Below are 19,444 nucleotides of genomic sequence, written 5' to 3' on the forward strand. Positions count from 1 at the left end.
TATAGAGTCCCGCAATCTGGGGACCTTTGAATGCCAGCCGTCAGCAACCCGAAGCGAACACCGGTGTTCCGATTGCTCACCATAGCAAGTTCGGGCATTGGCAGTTTTGTCCTCGGCATCTGGGGCCTGAAGCACGGTCTCGGCGACGGGTTTGCCGGCATATCGATGGACATGATGGTCGCAATCATGGCCGCGCTTTGCGCGCTGGCGGCGTCGGTGGCGGCCATGTCGTTCTTCGCCGGCGTCGATGAATCAGCCGATTTCGTCTTCAACGAAACCCATTTCGACAAGCTGACCGGGCTGCTGGCGCGCCCGGCGATGGTCGGCAAGATCGCCGAGGCGGCATGCGCGACGAGCAGGACCGGAGAGCCGGTGTTCCTGATCGACATCGACATCGACCGGTTCAAGCAGATCAACGACGCGATCGGCTATACGCAGGGCGACGAGTTGATCCGCGCCTTCACCAAGCGGCTGCAGACCTGCGTGCCCGCACGGGCCGTGATCGGACGTATCGGCGCCGGCGAGTTCGCGGTGCTGCTTGCGGATCATCAGATCCAGGGAACGATGGAAAGCATGGTCGAAAGGCTCATCGACGAAATGATGGAGCCCTATGAGCTGAGCACCCATCAGCAATCGGTGAGCCTGTCGGTGGGTATCGTGGCCATGCCCAAGGATGGCGTCGATCCGGTGCTTCTCCTGCGCCGCTCCAATCTGGCGCTGCAGAATGCGCGCGCCGGCGGGGTCGGCAACTGGTCGGTGTTCGACAGCGAGATGGGGCGTGTCGCCGATCATCGCCAATGGGTCGAATCCGAACTGCACACCGCTTTCGAGCGCGGAGACTTCGACCTCCACTATCAGCCGCAGCTCGACCTGCCGACCGGCCGCATCATCGGCTACGAGGCGCTGATCCGCTGGAACCATCCCGAACGCGGCATGATCCCGCCCATGGAGTTCATCCAGATCGCCGAGGAAACCGGCATGATCAACCCGATCGGCGAATGGGTTCTGCGCAAGGCTTGCAGCGACGCCCGCCATTTACCTGACGACTGCTTCGTCGCCGTCAACATCTCGCCGGTTCAGTTCATGACCAAGGACTTCGTCGGCATCGTGCGCGACACCATGCGGGCCACCGGCATCAAGCCGTCGCGGCTTGAGCTGGAAGTCACCGAGACGGCGATGATGCAGGACCGCGACCGCGCGGCCGCCATCCTGAAAGAGCTTGCCGACATGGGCATCTCCGTTGCCGTCGACGATTTCGGCACCGGCTATTCCAACCTCAGCTACCTCATCGATTTCTCGTTCGGCAAGCTGAAGATCGACCGTTCCTTCGTAAGCCGCATCGATACCGATTCCAACTCCGGCGCGGTCGTCTCGACCATTGTCGGGCTTTCGCGGGCGCTCGGCGTCAGCATCATTGCCGAAGGTGTCGAGACCGAGAGCCAGGCGACACTGTTGCGGGCCGCCGGCTGTGAGGTGGTGCAAGGCTACCTGTTCGGCCGGCCGGCGCCGCTCAAGTTCAGGCTTGGCGACGAGCACGCGACCGACGAGGTCCGGCGCGTCGCCAACCTGCATTGAGGCAAGTCAACGCCGAGCGGAAAACACCTTGAACATGCCGTCGCGGGCAAGCTCCGCGTGGCTGGCAAAGGCGGCCGACAGCACGGGCTCGTAGGGAAGCTGGCGGTTGGCGACCATGAACAGCCTGCCAGCCGGCTTCAAAGCCTTGGCCGCCGCGCGGATCATGCCGGCGCCGATCTCCGGCTCGGCCGCACGGCTGCGGTGGAAGGGCGGGTTCATGGCGATGACGTCGTAGCGGCGCTCGACAGGCTCGGCGAGCAGATCCGTCCAGAAGAAGCCTTGCGCCACTGTGTTGGCGAGGTTGCCCTTGGCCGCCTCCAGCGCGTCGAAATCAGCCTCATGGAGATCGAGACCAGACAGGCCTGACGAGCGGGCAACCATCTCAGCCGCGACATAACCCCAACCGGCGCAGAAATCGGCCGCACTGCCGCGCAGGTCACCGGGCAGGTTGTCGACCAGCAGTTTCGAACCCGCATCGACGCGATCGAAGGAGAACATGCCGGGTGCGGTGTGGAACCGCTCCTCGATCAGCAAGGCGGGATTGGCGGCGCGAAGCGTGGCGGCGGCCTGCATATCCGCCGGGCGGCGCAGCCAGAAGGCGATGCCGTGATATTTCGGCATATGGCCGTTGAGCGGCACGAGCTCGTCGACGCGCTTGCGCAAGCTGGCAATGCCGTCGTCCTTGCCACCGGCGACCACGACAAGTCCGCCCGGCGCCACGCGCTCCAGGGCCTCGGCGATACGCAGTTCGTTCTGGCCGCGGTGACGGCCCGCGAGCACGAGGGCGGCATCAAAACCATCCCCCTCGGTTCGCGGCGTGACGGCAAAGCCCGCCGCCTGCAATGCGCGGAAATGCGGCCGGAAGCCCTGTACGAGGTGCAGCGTGGCCTCGAAACCCGGCGGCACGCGCAGGCCGGGCTCGGCACCGAGGAAGAGAATGCGCTCGTCCTTTCGTGGCAAGGAGAGAGCCTCGGCCTCGAACGGATGGAAAAGCGTCTTCAGCGCTTCAGCGGACATGGAAGTGCTCCCGGATTCTTACGCAATTCCAAACGAAAACGGGCGCGACATAAGCCGCGCCCGTTTCGATTTTTCTGTCAGATCGCTCAGGCGGCGTCTTCTTCGCCTTCGGCTTTCTTATCGCGCACGATTTCCTTGCCGGTGGCCTGGTCGACGACCTTCATCGACAGGCGGACCTTGCCGCGCTCGTCGAAGCCCATAAGCTTGACCCAGACCTTGTCGCCTTCCTTGACGACGTCGGAGGTCTTGGCAACGCGCTCATTGGCGAGCTGCGAGATGTGGACGAGGCCGTCACGCGGACCGAAGAAGTTGACGAAGGCGCCGAAGTCGGCGGTCTTGACGACCGTGCCTTCGTAGATCTCGCCGACTTCCGGCTCGGCGACGATGGTGTGGATCCACTTCTTCGCCGCCTCGATCTCCTTGGCGTTCGAGGAAGCGATCTTCACCGTGCCGTCGTCCTCGATGTTGATCTTGGCGCCGGTCTTCTCGACGATCTCGCGGATGACCTTGCCGCCCGAACCGATGACGTCGCGGATCTTGTCGGTCGGGATGTGCATGACCTCGATGCGCGGCGCGAATTCGCCGAGTTCGGGGCGGGCGCCGGTCAGGGCATGAGCCATTTCGCCGAGGATATGCTGGCGGCCGTCCTTGGCCTGGTCCAGCGCGATCTTCATGATCTCCTCGGTGATGCCCTCGATCTTGATGTCCATCTGCAGCGAGGTGATGCCGTTGGCGGTGCCGGCAACCTTGAAGTCCATGTCGCCGAGGTGATCCTCGTCACCAAGGATGTCGGAGAGCACGGCGAAGCGCTCGCCTTCCTTGATCAGGCCCATCGCAATACCGGCAACGGGCTTGGCCAGCGGCACGCCGGCATCCATCAGCGCCAGCGAGGTGCCGCAGACGGTGGCCATCGAGGACGAGCCGTTGGACTCGGTGATCTCCGAGACGACACGCAGCGTGTAGGGGAACTGGTCAGCGCTCGGCAGCATCGGACGAATGGCGCGCCAGGCGAGCTTGCCGTGGCCGATTTCGCGGCGGCCCGGCGAACCCATGCGGCCGGTCTCACCGACGGAATAGGGAGGGAAGTTGTAGTGAAGGAGGAACTTCTCCTTGTACATGCCGGTCAGCGAATCGACATACTGCTCGTCTTCGCCGGTGCCGAGCGTGGCAACGACCAGCGCCTGCGTCTCGCCGCGGGTGAACAGCGCCGAACCATGGGTGCGCGGCAGGACGCCGACTTCGGAGACGATCTTGCGGACCGTCTTCAGGTCGCGGCCATCGATGCGCGAGCCGGTGTCGAGGATGTTCCAGCGCACGACCTTGGCCTGGAGTTCCTTGAACACCGAACCGATCTGCTCGGAGGTGTATTTGGGCTCTTCGCCTTCGGCAGGAGCAAAGGCTGCCTTGACCTTCGCCTTGACGGCGTCGACGGCGGCATAGCGCTGCTGCTTGTCGGTGATCTTGTAGGCCTCACGAAGCTCGTCGCCGACGATCTTCAGCATCTCTGCTTCGAGCGCGGAATAGTCCGGCGCGGTGAAGTCGCGCGGCTCCTTGGCGGCAACTTCGGCCAGCTTGATGATGGCGTCGATGACCGGCTGGAAGCCCTTATGGCCGAACATGACAGCGCCGAGCATCAGCTCTTCGCCAAGTTCCTTGGCTTCCGATTCAACCATCAGCACGGCGTCGGCGGTGCCGGCGACGACGAGGTCGAGCTTGGATTCCTGCATTTCGTCGATATGCGGGTTGAGAACGTATTCGCCGTTGATGTAGCCGACGCGCGCGCCGCCGACCGGACCCATGAAGGGGACGCCCGACAGGGTCAGCGCGGCCGAGGTGGCGACGATCGACAGGATGTCCGGATCGTTCTCGAGGTCATGCTGGACGACGGTGACGACGATCTGCGTGTCGTTCTTGTAGCCGTCGGCGAAGAGCGGACGGATCGGGCGGTCGATGAGGCGCGAAACCAGCGTTTCCTTTTCGCTCGGACGGCCTTCGCGCTTGAAATAGCCGCCCGGGATCTTGCCGGCGGCATAGGTCTTTTCCTGGTAGTTGACGGTCAGCGGAAAGAAATCGAGGCCGGGCTTGGGCTCTTTCATCGAAACGACGGTGGCCAGAACCTTGGTCTCGCCGTAGGTGGCGAGCACAGCGCCGTCAGCCTGACGGGCGATCTTGCCGGTTTCGAGGATGAGCGGGCGACCGCCCCATTCGATTTCCACTTTGTGCTGATTGAACATGTCTTGTCCTTTGTATGAGGAAGGGCCGCGCCGTTTCAGCGTGCGCGGGTGCCCTTTCCTCTGGCTTCCTTTCTCGGGCAGCCACGGGCAAGACAACGGGAGGCTCGGGTCTGTCGGCACGGTGGCCATGCGAGCGTCCTGCAATCCTGCCCCATGACCGTCCATGGGTGGCTCCGAGTGGCCCTCTGCGCGCTCGAAGCCGGATATGGCCAATCGATCGACCGGCCCGCGCATGACCCCGGTTTACGGAACACGTCATGCGCAATTCAACTTTTCGGAGCGTCCGTCCGGCACCCGGATGGGGTGCGCGGCGCTCCAGTCCTGCATTCGAGATCGGATTGGTCCGGTGCTCGAATGCGCGACCGGCGGACTCCTTGAGAGAGCCCGCCGGTCAATTCGTCAACGGCGCAGACCGAGCTTCTCGATCAGTGTCTGATAGCGCGCGTCGTCCTTGCGCTTGAGGTAATCAAGCAGGCTGCGGCGCTGGGACACGAGAGCGAGCAGACCACGGCGGGAATGGTTATCCTTCTTGTGGTCCTTGAAATGGTCGGTCAGGTTCTTGATGCGCTCGGAAAGGATGGCCACCTGGACTTCCGGAGACCCGGTATCGCCCTTGGCGGTCGCGAATTCACCCATCAATTCCTTTTTGCGCTCGGCAGTAATCGACATCGTGTTTTTCCTTATCTGTTTGAGGAAACGGGTCGCCCTCAGCCGGGATGTCGTCCAGCAGGGGCCGGTGCAAGCAAAGCGTCGTGGCGCTATGCTGCGGCGCATATAGTGCAATTCCCGGCAAAACACCAGCCCAATTCACCAAGCCGGCTTTTCAGCTCCAAATGGCAAGTTTTGTCGCCTTTAAAGCCATTTCTTCCATTTGAAGAAGGCAATCAGGCCGACAGCGACAAGCAGCATGAAGACGAGTGCCGCCGGATAGCCATAGTAGGCCCGCAGCTCCGGCATGTTCCATGGCGAGGTATCGGGACTGAAATTCATGCCCCAGACGCCGACCAGGAAGGTGAGCGGCATGAAGATGACCGAGACGATGGTGAGATAGCTGATGACGTCGTTGGTGCGCGCCTGGCTCAGCGACAGATGCATCTCGATCAGCCCGGTCAGCATGTCTCGCTGATTTTCGACCAGTTCGATCAATCGCAGCGAATGATCAAGCGTGTCGTTGAGGAAGACCTTGGTCTCGGCTTTCACAAAGGGCACGTCGTTACGGATCATCGTCGCCAGTGCATCGCGCATGGGCCAAAGCACGCCCTTCAACACGTTGGCATCACGCCGCAGTTCATGCAGCTGCCGCATCTGGTGTTTGTGCGGCGTGTGCAGCATCTCGTCCTCGATGCTGTCCACCATTTCTCCGGCCGCTTCGATCGGCGGGAAATAGCTGTCGACGATGGCGTCGATCAGCGCATAGGCAAGATAGTCAGCACCGCGAGCACGCAACCGGTTGGGCATCGAGCTTTCGATGCGCTTGCGCACGGGGTCGAACGGATCGCCCTCCCGCTCCTGAAAGGTGACGACAAAGTTCTTGCCGAAGAAGACGGCTATCTGTTCGTAGCGGTGGGCGGTGACATCGTCGATCATCCTGACGACAACGAAGGCGTGGTCTTCGAAGAAATCGACCTTCGGCCGCTGGCCGGTGTTGACGACATCCTCCAGGGCCAGCGGATGCAGGTTGAAAATGCGGCCGATCTCCTCGATCAGCTGGATGTTGGCGAGGCCCGTACAGTCGAGCCAGATGACCGGCCATTTGTCGCAATTGGCATTGACGTCATCGATGCTGGCGTTGTCGATGGTCTTGAACTTCTGCGGCGAGATCAAGGTCAGCCGCAATTCGGAGCGTCGCGCCGCCGGATCGGCAATCAGCGTGCCCGGCGAAGCGCCGACCGGCGGCCGCCTCGTCCTCACCGGCGCCCGCTTTTTCACCGCCTCGGCCATTGCCATGTCCCCTCGAGCGTAGAGTCGACGTGAAGTTAGCCGAGAGCCGTCAGCCGGCAAAGACCCGCTTGGGCTTGAACATGCCTTGTTCGATCGCGCCGATGGCAACCAGCTTGCCGCGTGCCGTCGCGCAGGCTTCTTCCGCCTCCACGGGTGCGTCGCGGCCGCGGATGATGACCGGATTGCCGAGGCGGATCTTGGTCGCCGCATCGTCGCTGATGGCGATCTGCGGCAGGCAGTCGAGCGCCGCTGACGTGTCGACAAGAAGCGCGTCGATCGCGCTGAAGTCTATCGGCACATCAACTGCATCGGCATCGTCGGCAGGCTCGGGCTTGTCTTCGCCCGGCGCGCCGAAGCGGGCCGCCTCGAGTTCGGCGATGGTGACGAAATCCTCTGACGTGAACGGCTCGACCTCGACCCGGCGCAGATCGGAAATATGGCCGAAGCAGCCGAGATCGCGGCCCATGTCACGGGCCAGCGAGCGCACATAGGTGCCCTTGCCGCATTCGACCTCGAAAACGGTGTGGTCGGCGTTGTGTTCGACTATTTCGAGGCGGCCGATCTCGATCTCGCGCGCGGGGATGTCGACCGTCTCGCCTTCGCGGGCGAGGTCGTAGGCGCGTTCGCCCGCGATCTTGATGGCCGAGAACTGCGGCGGCGTCTGCATGATGACGCCGGTGTATTTCGGCAGCAGCGCCCTGACCTCACCTTCCGCCGGACGCAGGTCGGAACTCTTCGTCACCGGCCCTTCAAGATCGTCGGTCGAGCGCTCCTGCCCCCAGGCGACGGTGAAGCGGTAGATCTTGGCGCCGTCTTGCACATAGGGAACGGTCTTGGTGGCTTCACCGAGCGCGATCGGCAGCATGCCGGAAGCCAGCGGATCGAGCGTGCCGGCATGGCCGGCCTTTTCCGCCTGGAACAGCCATTTGATCTTGGACACAGCCTCGGTCGAGCCCATGCCCACCGGCTTGTCCAGCACCACCCAGCCGGAGACCGGCCGGCCCTTCTTCTTGCCGCGGCGCCCCATTATTCCCCGTCCTTGTCGTCTTTGGCCTTGTCGTCTTTGGCCCCGTCATCCCTGGCCTTGTCGTCGTCCGCATCGAGATCGCGTGCCACTTCGGGCGACTTCAGCAGATCGTTGATCCTGGCGAAATTGTCGAAGGATGTGTCGAGCTTGAAGCGAAACTCCGGCATGAACTTCATCTGCCGCAAAGCGCCGGAGACACGGCCCCGGACGAATTTCGCATGCTTGTTCAGCGCCTCGACAACGGCGTCGGTGTCCTTTGCGCCGAGCGGCGAGACGAAAGCGGTGGCAACCCTCAGATCGGGCGACATGCGCACTTCCGAGACCGACACAACGGTGTTTTCGATCAGCGGATCGATGATCTCGCCGCGCTGCAAGGTTTCGGAGAGCGCATGGCGCACCTGTTCGGCAACGCGCAGCATACGCTGGGAAGGGCTGGATGTGGTTGGACGGGGCATTTTTCTCAATCCTGAAAGCGTGGGGCGCGGGATAGGACCGTGCCACATATCTCATATGTCAACGCATCGGCCCGAAATCGAATTCGGTTTCGAAAAGCACGATGCGCAATTTCACAATAAACTCCAGGCGGCGGTCGTTCGACCACCGCCTGGCATGGACAAATCACGCGAACTCAGAGTGTCCGGGTCACCATCTCGACGCGGAAGCACTCGATGATGTCGCCGACGCGCATGTCCTCGTAGTTCTGGAAGGCCATGCCGCACTCCTGGCCGCCGGGGACTTCCGAAACCTCGTCCTTGAAGCGCTTGAGAGTCTTCAGCGTGCCTTCGTGGATGACGACGTTGTCGCGGATCAGGCGCACGCCCGCGCCGCGCTCGACCTTGCCTTCAGTGACACGGCAGCCGGCGATCTTGCCGACCTTGGTGATGTCGAATATCTCGAGGATCTCGGCATTGCCGATGAAGGTCTCGCGACGCTCCGGCGACAGCAGGCCCGACAAAGCCGCCTTCACATCATCCACGAGGTTGTAGATGATCGAGTAGTAGCGGATTTCGATGCCCGCGGCCGCGGCCGCGGCACGTGCCTGCACGTTGGCACGGACGTTGAAGCCGATGATTGCCGCACCGGACGTTTCCGCCAGCGAGACGTCGCTTTCGGTGATGGCGCCGGCGCCGGCATGGACGATGCGCGCACGCACCTCGTCGGTGCCGAGCTTGTCCAACGCGGCGTTGATCGCCTCGATCGAACCCTGCACGTCGCCCTTGATGACCAGCGGGAATTCCTTCAACCCGCTCGTCTGCAACTGCGACATCATCTGTTCGAGCGAGCCGCGCTGGCCGGCATGCTTGGCCACCGCCTTCTCGCGCGCCAGACGCTGACGATATTCGGTGATCTCGCGGGCGCGGGCCTCGTTGTTGACCACGGCGAAGCGGTCGCCAGCCTGCGGGGTTCCCTGAAGGCCGAGCACCTCGACCGGCATCGCCGGAGGCGCTTCCTTGATCTGCTCGCCGCGATCGTTGACCAGAGCGCGAACGCGGCCCCATTCGTTGCCGGCGACGAGGATGTCGCCCGGCATCAGCGTGCCGGTCTGCACCAGCACGGTGGCGACGGGGCCACGGCCCTTGTCGAGCTGCGCTTCGATGACGACACCTTCGGCGGTGCGGTCCGGATTGGCCTTCAGGTCGAGGATTTCGGCCTGCAGCAGGATCGCCTCGAGCAGCTTGTCGAGATTGATGCCCTTGGTCGCCGACACTTCGACGTCGAGGACTTCACCGCCCATCGATTCGACGAAGACCTCATGGCGCAGCAGTTCGGAACGCACCTTCTGCGGATCGGCGTCGTGCTTGTCGATCTTGTTGATGGCCACGATGATGGGAACGCCGGCCGCCTTGGCATGGCTGATCGATTCGATCGTCTGCGGCATGACGCTGTCGTCGGCCGCCACCACCAGGATAGCGATGTCGGTGGCCTGGGCGCCGCGAGCACGCATCGCCGTGAAGGCGGCGTGGCCGGGCGTGTCGATGAAGGTGATCTTCTGACCGTTCTTCTCGACCTGATAGGCGCCGATATGCTGGGTGATGCCGCCGGCCTCGCCGGAGACGACATTGGCATTGCGGATGGCGTCGAGCAGCGAGGTCTTGCCGTGGTCGACGTGGCCCATGATGGTCACGACCGGCGGACGCGGCACAAGGTCCTCGGCGTTGTCGGCGATGTTGAACAGGCCTTCCTCGATGTCGGACTCGGCAACGCGGCGGACCGTGTGGCCGAATTCGGTGGCGACCAGCTCGGCCGTGTCGGCGTCGATGACGTCGCCCGGCTTCAGGATCTGACCCTGCTTCATGAAGAACTTGACCACATCGACCGCACGTTCGGACATGCGCTGCGCCAGTTCCTGGATGGTGATGGTCTCGGGCAGGATCACTTCGCGCATGACTTTCTCGCGCGGCTCATTATGCATCGCGCGCTTGAACTTCTCCTGGCGGCGACGCATCGACGACAGCGAACGGGCCCGCGCATCCTCGTCGGAAAGCGCGGAATTCAGCGTCAGCTTGCCGCGGCGACGATCTTCCTCGCCCTTGGTCGGCTTGGCCGGACGCGCCACTTCGGGCGTGACCAGGCGGCGCACAGGCGCGCCGGCGCCAGCCCGCTTCGGCTTGACCTCTTCTTCTTCGTCCGCCGTTGCCAGTTCCGCGGCCAGGGGCGCGCGGCGGCGTGCTTCTTCCTCGGCGCGCCGGCGCGATTCGGCCTCGGCCTGCAATCGCGCCTCTTCCTCGGCCTGGCGGCGCGCGGATTCCTCGCGCTCACGCTTGCGGCGCTCTTCGTCCTCGGCCCGGCGCTTGGCTTCCTCGGCGGCGCGCTGGCGGTCTTCGACCTCGCGGACCTTGGACCCTTCCAGCGCCCTGCGGCGGGCTTCCATTTCGCTGCGCGACAGTTCGTTCAGCACCATGCCGCTGCGCTCGACCGGAGCCGGCGGGGGAGGCGGAGGCGCAGCCTTCGGCGCTTCCTGCACGACAGGGGCCGCGGCGACCGGCGGCTTCGGCGTGAAGACGGGCACAGGGGCGGCCGCAACCGGCTCCGGCTTGTCGCCGGGCAGGGAGAATTTGCGCTTCTTGGTCTCGACCACGACCGACTTGGTACGGCCATGCGAGAAGTTCTGGCGCACGGTGCCCTGTTCCATGCCGGGGCGCTTCAGCGTCAAGGTCTTCTTCGGTGTAACACTCAACGTCTTGTCGTCGCCCGATTTCGTATCGCTCATTCCATATCCTCTGCGGCCTCATCTTCGTCAGCAACGGCCGCAAGCATTGCCAGATCGTCCGGGGTACCGCCCCGATACCGGTCGAGCGCAACCATGCGCTTCTGGACCGCCTTACCCGCGTCTCCCGCGAGGACGGCAGCATGTATCACATTTGTACCCCCCAATGCCAAGCTCAACTCGGCCTCGGAGAAAAGTTTGTAGGCAAGGATGGAAGGGCCGCCAATATGGACGGTCGCCCGCCGCGCCTGACTGATCTTGCGTACGCCATCGTCCGATGCTTCGGTCGCGTGGAGCACGAAAAGCGCCAGCCCGCCGCGCACGGCACTCTCAACCTTGGTTGCGCCAAGAGAAATTGCGCCTGCCTTGCGGGCGAGACCCAGCATGCCCAGAGCGGATCTGGAAAGCAGCCCATCGACCATGCCGCCAAGATCCGGCGGCACGACCACCTGTGCCTTGAAGGCGCGGGCAAAAAGGTTCTTGGCCGCCGCCTTGTCGATATGTAGGCGGTCGGCGCTCACCCAGCAACCGCGGCCGGGCAGATTTCTCTTGAGATCGGGAACGACGGCCGAATCCGGGCCGACGACGAACCGGATCAGTTCATCCGGTTCGGCCTGCTTGCGGGTAACGATGCAGGTGCGATCGTTCATCTCGTCCAAGGGCGGGTTGTGTGCGATGCGGTTTCACCTCACGCACCAACGGCTTCGTCAGCCGATGCTTCTTCGGCCGCAAGCTCATCCTCGGAAATCCAGCCGGCCTTGAGACGGGCATTGAGCACCATCTGTTCGGCATCGGCGCGCGAAACACCGTGATTGGCCAGCACGCCCGGATAGACCTTGGTCTCGCCGTCCTTGCGTTCCTTCCAGCCGGTCAGGTCATCGGCGGCATAGCCGGCGAAATCCTCGATCGTCTTCACACCATCCTCGCCGAGCGTCACCATCATGGCGGTGGTGATGCCGGGAATTTCGCGCAACTCGTCCTTGACGCCCAGCGCCTTGCGCTTGTCGTCATGCTCGGCCTCGATCTTTTCGAGGTACTCGCGGGCACGGGTCTGGATTTCGGACGCGGTGTCGTCGTCAAAGCCGTCGATCGAGGCGATTTCGCCGGCGTCGACATAGGCGACTTCCTCGACGCTGGTGAAGCCTTCGGAGGCCAACACCTGGCCGACCATCTCGTCGACATCGAGGGCTTCCATGAACAGCGCCGAGCGCTCAACGAATTCCTTCTGGCGTCGCTCGGATTCCTCGGCCTCGGTAAGGATGTCGATGTCCCAGCCGGTGAGCTGCGAGGCGAGACGCACGTTCTGGCCGCGGCGGCCGATGGCCAGCGACAGCTGATCGTCGGGAACCACCACTTCGATGCGCTCGGCGTCCTCGTCGAGCACGACCTTGGCGACTTCCGCCGGCTGCAGCGCATTGACGATGAAGGAGGCGGCCGAGGGCGACCACGGAATGATGTCGATCTTCTCGCCCTGCAATTCGCCGACGACGGCCTGGACGCGGCTGCCGCGCATACCGACGCAGGCGCCGACCGGATCGATCGAACTATCACGCGAGATGACGGCGATCTTGGCGCGCGAGCCCGGGTCGCGGGCGACCGACTTGATCTCGATGATGCCGTCATAGATTTCCGGCACTTCCATGGTGAAGAGCTTGGCCATGAACTGCGGATGCGTACGCGACAGGAAGATCTGCGGGCCGCGCTGCTCGCGGCGCACGTCGTAGACATAGGCGCGGACGCGGTCGCCATATTTGTAGTTTTCGCGCGGAATCAGCTCATCGCGGCGGATGATGGCCTCGCCACGGCCGAGATCGACGATGACGTTGCCATATTCGACACGCTTGACGGTGCCGTTGACGATCTCGCCGATGCGGTCCTTGTATTCGTCATACTGACGGTCGCGCTCGGCCTCGCGCACCTTCTGCACGATGACCTGCTTGGCCGACTGGGCGGCAATGCGGCCGAAATCCATCGGCGGCAGCTGTTCGGCGATGAAGTCGCCGAGCTGGGCGTCGGGATTGCGCTCGCGGGCCGAGGAAATGGCGATCTGGGTGGCATAATCGTCGACCTTCTCGACCACTTCCATCAGCCGCTGCAGCTTCATCTCGCCGGTGTTCGGGTTGATGTCGGCGCGGATGTTGGTCTCCTGGCCGTAACGCGAGCGCGCCGCCTTCTGGATCGCATCGGCCATGGCGGCGATGACGATCGACTTGTCGATCGACTTTTCACGCGCGACCGCGTCGGCAATCTGCAGCAGTTCAAGTCTATTGGCGCTTACAACCATGTTTTTTCTCCCGAGCCTGTTTGCCGGACCCTTGGGGCCGGCAGCTCAATCAACTTTCCTGTTCGTGTTCTTCCGTGGCGGCCGCTTCCGCACCCTCGGGCGCGTCGTCATCCGGTTCGCCGCGGCGTTTCTTGGCTTCCTTGCGCGCCCTGTTGTCCTTCGACAACGCATCGCGGATGAGGTCGTCGGTCAGGATCAGCCGGGTCTCGGCAATGGCGTCGTAAGGCACGCGCACTGTCGGTTCCTCGCCATAGGCCGCCTTGTCGCGCTCGATCAGCACGTCGTTTTCACCGGCCTCGGCGATCTTGCCCTTGAAGCGCTTGCGATCCGCGACGATGACCGATGTTTCCATCTTCACCAGATGACCGGTCCAGGTCACGAAATCCGATTTGCGCACCAACGGCCGGTCGATGCCAGGCGAAGAGACTTCGAGATGATAGGCCTTTTCGATCGGATCATCGACATCGAGCGCCGGTGACACCGCGCGGCTGACCTCTTCGCAATCCTCGACGGTCATGGTGCCGTCCTCGCGTTCGGCCATGATCTGCAGCGTCAGCCCGTTCTGGCCGGACAGATGTACCCGCACGAGGCGAAAGCCGATGCCGCGCAGCACCGGCTGGACGATCAGCGCAATGCGCGCATCGATGCCGCTTTCGCGGATGATGCGGTCGTCACCTTCGCTTGCCGTTGCAGTCATCAAGTACCTGTCGTTTCGAACCTATCGGCAGGTAATAAAAAAGAGCGGGACCGGGTGGACCCACTCTTCGTCATACCGACCAAGAATTTGAGGCTGATATAAACGAACATGGCCGGTCTTTCAAGCCCGCCGTGCCGGTTCGGCAAAAGGCCAGACAGCATCAGCATTGCTCCAGGCGCATGGCCACCATGCGCCAATCCCTCTGTGAGAGCCGGCGGGGCGCTCTTATCTGTTAGCCACGACACGAACAAAAGCGGCGCGCGGTGGCGCGCGAAAGGACAAGATCATGAGCAACCGCAGCCTATTTTCCGCCCTGGGCGTTCTCTTCACGACGTTCGGCAGTGCCGTTGCCGCATCGCGCTCGGTGGAAGCCGGCCGCAAGCCGCGCGCCGACGATTTGCGTCGGCTCGGCATGGATCCGGCCATCTTCAACAGAATCGGCCGTTTCTGAAAATCTGGCGACGGCGCGCGCCTATTTCCTGACAAAGGTCAAATAGGCGGGCCGCCGGCCCTCGCGAATGGCCTTCGCCTCGTAACGCGTGCCAGGCCAGCCCTCATAGGGGCGATGCCAGTCGGCAGCTTCGGTTGCCTGCCATGCGAAGGCGCCATGCGCCCGGCAATTCAGCAAGGTCCAGTTCACATAGGTGTCGATATCGGACGCGAAGCGGAATTTTGAGCCCGGTTTCAGGACGCGGGCGAAACGCTCGAGATTGAGCGGACTGACGAAACGCCGCTTCCAGTGCTTCTTCTTCGGCCATGGATCCGGATAGAGAAGATCGATGCCGTCGAGCGAGGCCGGCGGCAGCCAGTCGAGCAGCCGGGTGGCGTCGTCGTCATGGACCCGCAAATTGGCAAGCGGCCTTGCCCGCACCGCCATCATCATCTTGGCCATGCCGTTGACGAAGGGCTCGACGCCGATGAAGCCTGTTGTCGGCGCCTCGATGGCGCGGTGCAGAAGATGTTCGCCGCCGCCAAAGCCGATCTCGAGCCGGACGGCCGAAACATCAATTTCAAACAGAGCGCGCAAATCCGACGGCGCATCAGCCGTCAGATCGAGCCGATAGGCATCGAGCCCGCTTTCGAGGGCGGCCGCCTGCTGCGGACGGACGGGCTTGCCGCGCCGGCGACCGAAAAAGCCTTCGGTCGCGCGGCTTGGCCTGTCTTGCGGGCTCATCTGGCAGCGCAGGGTCTGTCGTGGCCTCAGGCCGCGACAGCATCCTTGAGCGCCTTGGCGAGATCGGTCTTTTCCCAGGAGAAAGACCCGTCACGGCCGGCCTTTCGGCCGAAATGGCCGTAAGACGACGTCTTGGCGTAGATCGGCTTGTTGAGGTCGAGATGACGGCGGATGCCCGACGGCGACAGGTCCATCACCGTGCGCAGCGCGTCCTCGAGCTTGGCCTCGTCGACCTTGCCGGTACCGTGCAGGTCGACATAGACCGACAGAGGCTGGGCGACGCCGATGGCGTAGGAGAGCTGGATGGTGCAGCGGTCGGCGAGCTTGGCGGCCACGACATTCTTGGCCAGATAGCGCGCCGCATAGGCGGCCGAACGGTCGACCTTGGTGGTGTCCTTGCCCGAGAACGCGCCGCCGCCATGCGGTGCCGCGCCGCCATAGGTGTCGACGATGATCTTGCGGCCGGTAAGGCCGGCGTCACCGTCCGGGCCGCCGATGACGAACTTGCCGGTCGGGTTGATGTACCACATGCAATCGTCGGCGATCTTGAGATCACCAAGCGCCTCGCGGATGTAGGGTTCGACGACCTTGCGGACCTTCTTGGAGTCCCAGGTCGCGTCGAGATGCTGGGTCGACAGCACGATCTGCGTCGCCTCGGCGGCCTTGCCGTCGATGTAGCGGACGGTGACCTGGCTCTTGGCGTCCGGGCCGAGCTTGCCGGCCTCGCCGTTGTTTTGATGGCGGGCGGCGGCCAGAAGTTCGAGAATCTTGTGGCTGTAGTAGATCGGCGCCGGCATCAGGTCCGGCGTCTCGCGGCAGGCATAACCGAACATGATGCCCTGGTCGCCCGCGCCTTCCTCGCCCTGGCGATCGGCGGCGTTGTCGACGCCCTGGCCGATGTCGGGCGACTGGCCATGCAGGAGAACCTCGATCTTCGCTGTCTTCCAGTGGAAGCCGGCCTGCTCGTAGCCGATCTCGCGGATCGCCTTGCGGGCGACGGATTTGAATTTTGCCGGGTTCACGACCGGGTGGCCCGCGGCGTCCTTGAGGATGTTGCCGGCCTTGTCTTTCTTCAGCAGCGTCTCGGGGACGCGCACTTCGCCGGCGATGACGACGCGGTTGGTGGTCGCGAGCGTCTCGCAGGCGACCCGGACTTTCCATGGGTCCATGCCGGTCTTCTTGGCCTCACGGTAGACCAGATCGACAATTTCGTCGGAGATGCGGTCACAGACTTTGTCGGGATGGCCCTCGGCAACGGATTCCGAGGTGAAGAAGTAGTTCTGCCGCGTCACGGGTGTCCCCTCTTGAAAAACGATCGGCAGGCTGCCGATTTTGGCGCGCCACGTGTTAGCGGGGCAAAGCGCCGCTCGTCAAGCGTTGCCGCCATTCTGGCACGACTGTCGATGTCGATATCTTGTACCACCGGCGGCGAATGCCGCCGGTTCGAGGCGCATCGAGGGTCAGTCGAGGTCGTCCGCGGCGAGCGACTTCACCAGGTCGATGATCCTGCGGCGCACCTTGACGTCGGCGATCTTGACGAAGGCCCGGTTGAGCTGAAGGCCTTCGGGACTGCCGCAGAATTCGACGGCGAAAGCCATTGACGCATCCTCCGAAAAGCCGCGGCCGGCCACCGCTTCCTGGCCCGGCGCATCCTCGAAGAAGAAGGCAACGGGCACGCCGAGTATCGAGGCTATCGCCTGCAGCCGGCTGGCGCCGACGCGGTTGGTGCCCTTTTCATATTTCTGGATCTGTTGAAATGTGATGCCGAGGTTCTCACCCAGCTTTTCCTGGCTCATTCCGAGCATGTTGCGGCGAAGCCGGATGCGGCTTCCAACGTGAATGTCGATGGGATTGGGTTTCTTCTTGTTTTCTTCTGTCATTTTGTCCTCGCCGAATTTTTTCGGCTTTGTGATTTTTTTCCTGCCCAAAAAAAGCCGGAGGCGACTGCCCCAACAGATAATCCACCGACTTCGAGAAATTTTCAGGCGATACAGTATGAGTTTCTAATGTGTCGACTGTCAATTCACCCGTAGCCTTTGCCTTACGTTCAACAGTGCCCCCACCAGCGCAAACAGCAACATGATCAGCATTCCGTTAATGCGCCGCTGGGCCGAGGAAACGACCGCTTGTCCAGAAATCGGCACCTTCACGTCGATGGCTCCGCGAGCATCGATCGCCAACGCATCGACGATGCGTCCGTGTGGGTCGACGACGGCCGAGATGCCGTTGTTGGCAGCACGCAGCAAGGGCAATCCGTTCTCCACCGCGCGAACCTGGGCCTGTCTGAAATGCTGATACGGTCCCGGTGTGTCCCCGAACCAGGCATCATTGGTAACGTTCACAATAAGCTGCGCTGACGTTGCGTCAACTGCCACGAGATCGGGAAAGATCACCTCGTAACAGATAAAAGGCAGCGCTCGGATGCCGCCCGGCAGTGTGATGGCGTGGCGCTCGTTGCCGGCGGCGAACGTCACCGGCCCGGCGACAAGCTGCGCGATGCCGAAACGGTTGAGCAGGTCGGCAAAAGGCAGGTACTCGCCGAACGGCACCAGATGGACCTTGTCGACGGCGTCGGCAATCTCGCCCTTGTCATTAATCGCCACCACGGAATTGTAATAGCGGCTGTCGGTGCCGGCCGCCGAGCCGCCTTCCTCGCGAACGACGCCGGCGATCAGCATCTGGCCATCGGCCAGCATGTCGCCCAGCGCCGTCAGCGCGTCCGGGCGCTCTGTGAAGAGGAACGGCACCGAGGTTTCCGGCCAGAGGATGAGTTGTGGCTTTCCGTGACCGGCGTCCGGCGCCTTGGCGGACAGGCCGAGCAAGGTGGCGAAGATGCGGTCGCGCACCGAGGCATCCCATTTTTCGCTAAGGTCGACGGCCGGTTGGACAATGCGGACATCCAGGCTGTGCTCCGCCGGTTTTTCAGGAGCCGCAAGCCTGACATAGCCGAAACCGACATGGGCTGAAGCAAGCAGGACGAACAGTGCGGCACCAAGGCGCAGATGCCGGCGCGCGGCCAGCAGCGCCGGCAACGCGAAAAGAAACACGGCAAGCGCGTTCATGCCGATCATGCCGGTCACCGACACGCTCTGCATCAGGAGAGGCACCGGCATTGCCGCGTAACCTATGGCATTCCAGGGAAAACCGGTGAACAGGAAGCCGCGCAGCCACTCGGTCAGCCCGAAGCCGAAGGCAAGCGCGGCGATGCGGCCGATATCGCTGCTCCACAGAAGCCGGGCGACCATGGTTGCGAAGCCATAGAAAAAGGCGAGCGCGAAGGGAATGCCGACCACGGCGAAGGGAAGCGCCCAGGCAAAGTCGTCGGCCTCGACCAGCAACGCCGAGCCGATCCACCAGAGACCGGCAAGGAAATAACCGAAACCGAACCACCAGCCGACGGCGAAGGCCGGCCGCAAGCGTCTGAACAGGCTGCCTGAAGCTTCGCCGGTCGCGCCGTCGAGCAGCCAGACCAGCAGCGGAAACGAGATGAAGCAGGCGGCGAAGAAATCGTAAGGTGCCTGACCAAGCACCGCCAGTGCTCCGGCCAGAAAGGCCACGAGCGCACGCCGCCAACCCCAAAGCAGAATTATCCGGCCGGCCAGGCGCTCCATGCATACTTCCGAGTCGCGCGAATCAGGACGCAAGATTTATCAGGCCGCGGCCCGCGCTCCAAACGCCGGCCTGTCGGCCGCAATGATCCGATCGCGCTCTAAAAGCGCGTCGCGTTGAAACGGACCCATGGGACGCGCTTTGGGTCTTTGGTTTATGCGTGTCGTTCTCGCAAAACCGAGGTCGCTTTTGGGCGACATGCGTTACCGGTGCCAGCCGTCAATGCGCAGGCCGCTCAACCGCTCGGCCTCTTCTCGGGGAACGGAACGGATGGGCTGGGTGAAGGTCCAGACATGGCCCTCAGGATCGCGGGCTCGATATTGGCGTTCGCCGTAGAACTGGTCCGCCGGCTCCTGGACTATGTCGGCGCCGGACGCCCGCGCCTGCTCGCAATGCGCATCCAGGCCGTCCTTGAGCCTGACATAGACAGACTGCGTGTTCTTGCCCGAGACCGAAGCCGGGCTCGCGGCATAATCGCTCCATTCGGAATCGACGATGATATAGCAGCCCCCGAACCGCATCTCGGCGTGGACGAGGTTTCCGTCGGCATCGCTCACCACCATGCTGCGCTCGAAGCCGAAAGCCGCTTGGAGCCACGCCAGCGCGGCAAGCGGATTTCTGTAAAATACGCCGGAACCCAGACTTGAATGCTTGAATGGGTCGTCCACCGTCATCTGC

General features: G+C 63.1%; 17 protein-coding genes. 2 read left to right on the plus strand and 15 right to left on the minus strand.

Annotated features, from left to right (window positions below; translation table 11 throughout):
• The first annotated feature begins 30 nt into the window (after positions 1–30).
• Positions 31–1,575: a putative bifunctional diguanylate cyclase/phosphodiesterase gene (locus tag QQK95_RS17770; protein WP_284275003.1), complete on the plus strand. Its 1,545-nt coding sequence runs from the start codon at positions 31–33 to the stop codon at positions 1,573–1,575.
• 6 nt (positions 1,576–1,581) lie between these two features.
• Here the strand turns inward: QQK95_RS17770 and QQK95_RS17775 are convergent, their stop codons facing one another.
• From QQK95_RS17775 to rimP, 10 genes are all read right to left on the minus strand, one after another.
• Entirely contained in the window at positions 1,582–2,592 is a 1,011-nt protein-coding gene (locus QQK95_RS17775) for a class I SAM-dependent methyltransferase (protein ID WP_284275005.1), read from the minus strand.
• Between the two features lie 86 nt (positions 2,593–2,678).
• Complete coding sequence (gene pnp / locus QQK95_RS17780; RefSeq protein ID WP_199652011.1) at positions 2,679–4,826, minus strand: polyribonucleotide nucleotidyltransferase; 2,148 nt, start codon at positions 4,824–4,826, stop codon at positions 2,679–2,681.
• 399 nt (positions 4,827–5,225) lie between these two features.
• Entirely contained in the window at positions 5,226–5,600 is a 375-nt protein-coding gene (gene rpsO, locus QQK95_RS17785) for a 30S ribosomal protein S15 (protein ID WP_269465810.1), read from the minus strand.
• Between the two features lie 78 nt (positions 5,601–5,678).
• Positions 5,679–6,773 carry a magnesium/cobalt transporter CorA gene (gene corA / locus QQK95_RS17790; RefSeq protein WP_284275011.1) on the minus strand — a complete coding sequence of 365 codons (1,095 nt, stop codon included), beginning with the start codon at positions 6,771–6,773 and terminating at the stop codon, positions 5,679–5,681.
• Between the two features lie 43 nt (positions 6,774–6,816).
• Positions 6,817–7,794: a tRNA pseudouridine(55) synthase TruB gene (truB, locus tag QQK95_RS17795; RefSeq protein WP_284275013.1), complete on the minus strand. Its 978-nt coding sequence runs from the start codon at positions 7,792–7,794 to the stop codon at positions 6,817–6,819.
• Positions 7,794–8,249: a 30S ribosome-binding factor RbfA gene (gene rbfA / locus QQK95_RS17800; protein ID WP_284275015.1), complete on the minus strand. Its 456-nt coding sequence runs from the start codon at positions 8,247–8,249 to the stop codon at positions 7,794–7,796. The genes truB and rbfA overlap by 1 nt, the downstream gene beginning before the upstream one ends.
• Positions 8,250–8,422: 173 nt before the next feature.
• A complete protein-coding gene (infB, locus tag QQK95_RS17805; RefSeq protein WP_284275016.1) occupies positions 8,423–11,005 on the minus strand; it encodes a translation initiation factor IF-2 in 2,583 nt (860 codons plus the stop codon).
• Positions 11,002–11,652 (minus strand): RNA-binding protein, encoded by a 651-nt coding sequence (locus QQK95_RS17810; RefSeq protein WP_010913321.1) that lies wholly within the window; start codon positions 11,650–11,652, stop codon positions 11,002–11,004. Before QQK95_RS17810 ends, infB begins: the two co-directional genes overlap by 4 nt.
• Before the next feature lie 38 nt (positions 11,653–11,690).
• Positions 11,691–13,286 (minus strand): transcription termination factor NusA, encoded by a 1,596-nt coding sequence (nusA, locus tag QQK95_RS17815; protein ID WP_284275020.1) that lies wholly within the window; start codon positions 13,284–13,286, stop codon positions 11,691–11,693.
• 49 nt (positions 13,287–13,335) lie between these two features.
• Entirely contained in the window at positions 13,336–13,983 is a 648-nt protein-coding gene (gene rimP / locus QQK95_RS17820; protein WP_284275022.1) for a ribosome maturation factor RimP, read from the minus strand.
• Positions 13,984–14,269: 286 nt separating this feature from the next.
• On the opposite strand from rimP, the gene QQK95_RS17825 reads away from it, so the two are divergent.
• Entirely contained in the window at positions 14,270–14,434 is a 165-nt protein-coding gene (locus tag QQK95_RS17825; protein ID WP_284275024.1) for a hypothetical protein, read from the plus strand.
• A gap of 21 nt (positions 14,435–14,455) precedes the next feature.
• On the opposite strand, the gene trmB is transcribed toward QQK95_RS17825, so the two are convergent.
• From trmB to QQK95_RS17850, 5 genes are all read right to left on the minus strand, one after another.
• Positions 14,456–15,157, minus strand: a complete 702-nt coding sequence (gene trmB / locus QQK95_RS17830; protein WP_284275026.1) for a tRNA (guanine(46)-N(7))-methyltransferase TrmB — start codon at positions 15,155–15,157, stop codon at positions 14,456–14,458.
• Positions 15,158–15,183: 26 nt separating this feature from the next.
• Entirely contained in the window at positions 15,184–16,449 is a 1,266-nt protein-coding gene (gene metK, locus QQK95_RS17835) for a methionine adenosyltransferase (protein WP_199645439.1), read from the minus strand.
• Positions 16,450–16,617: 168 nt separating this feature from the next.
• Complete coding sequence (locus QQK95_RS17840; protein ID WP_027047724.1) at positions 16,618–17,037, minus strand: helix-turn-helix domain-containing protein; 420 nt, start codon at positions 17,035–17,037, stop codon at positions 16,618–16,620.
• Between the two features lie 138 nt (positions 17,038–17,175).
• Entirely contained in the window at positions 17,176–18,768 is a 1,593-nt protein-coding gene (gene lnt / locus QQK95_RS17845; protein WP_284275033.1) for an apolipoprotein N-acyltransferase, read from the minus strand.
• A gap of 201 nt (positions 18,769–18,969) precedes the next feature.
• Positions 18,970–19,440 (minus strand): VOC family protein, encoded by a 471-nt coding sequence (locus QQK95_RS17850; protein WP_284275035.1) that lies wholly within the window; start codon positions 19,438–19,440, stop codon positions 18,970–18,972.
• Positions 19,441–19,444: the final 4 nt, after the last annotated feature.

It is taken from the genome of Mesorhizobium huakuii, from assembly GCF_030160235.1.
GTDB classification, from domain to species: Bacteria; Pseudomonadota; Alphaproteobacteria; order Rhizobiales; family Rhizobiaceae; genus Mesorhizobium; species Mesorhizobium huakuii.

Coding starts and splice junctions, on each gene's coding strand:
- QQK95_RS17770 (WP_284275003.1), top strand. CDS start 31: ATGCCAGCCGTCAGCAACCCGAAGCGAACACCGGTGTTCCGATTGCTC.
- QQK95_RS17775 (WP_284275005.1), bottom strand. CDS start 2,592: ATGTCCGCTGAAGCGCTGAAGACGCTTTTCCATCCGTTCGAGGCCGAG.
- pnp (WP_199652011.1), bottom strand. CDS start 4,826: ATGTTCAATCAGCACAAAGTGGAAATCGAATGGGGCGGTCGCCCGCTC.
- rpsO (WP_269465810.1), bottom strand. CDS start 5,600: ATGCGCCGCAGCATAGCGCCACGACGCTTTGCTTGCACCGGCCCCTGC.
- corA (WP_284275011.1), bottom strand. CDS start 6,773: ATGGCAATGGCCGAGGCGGTGAAAAAGCGGGCGCCGGTGAGGACGAGG.
- truB (WP_284275013.1), bottom strand. CDS start 7,794: ATGGGGCGCCGCGGCAAGAAGAAGGGCCGGCCGGTCTCCGGCTGGGTG.
- rbfA (WP_284275015.1), bottom strand. CDS start 8,249: ATGCCCCGTCCAACCACATCCAGCCCTTCCCAGCGTATGCTGCGCGTT.
- infB (WP_284275016.1), bottom strand. CDS start 11,005: ATGAGCGATACGAAATCGGGCGACGACAAGACGTTGAGTGTTACACCG.
- QQK95_RS17810 (WP_010913321.1), bottom strand. CDS start 11,652: ATGAACGATCGCACCTGCATCGTTACCCGCAAGCAGGCCGAACCGGAT.
- nusA (WP_284275020.1), bottom strand. CDS start 13,286: ATGGTTGTAAGCGCCAATAGACTTGAACTGCTGCAGATTGCCGACGCG.
- rimP (WP_284275022.1), bottom strand. CDS start 13,983: ATGACTGCAACGGCAAGCGAAGGTGACGACCGCATCATCCGCGAAAGC.
- QQK95_RS17825 (WP_284275024.1), top strand. CDS start 14,270: ATGAGCAACCGCAGCCTATTTTCCGCCCTGGGCGTTCTCTTCACGACG.
- trmB (WP_284275026.1), bottom strand. CDS start 15,157: ATGAGCCCGCAAGACAGGCCAAGCCGCGCGACCGAAGGCTTTTTCGGT.
- QQK95_RS17840 (WP_027047724.1), bottom strand. CDS start 17,037: ATGACAGAAGAAAACAAGAAGAAACCCAATCCCATCGACATTCACGTT.
- lnt (WP_284275033.1), bottom strand. CDS start 18,768: ATGGAGCGCCTGGCCGGCCGGATAATTCTGCTTTGGGGTTGGCGGCGT.
- QQK95_RS17850 (WP_284275035.1), bottom strand. CDS start 19,440: ATGACGGTGGACGACCCATTCAAGCATTCAAGTCTGGGTTCCGGCGTA.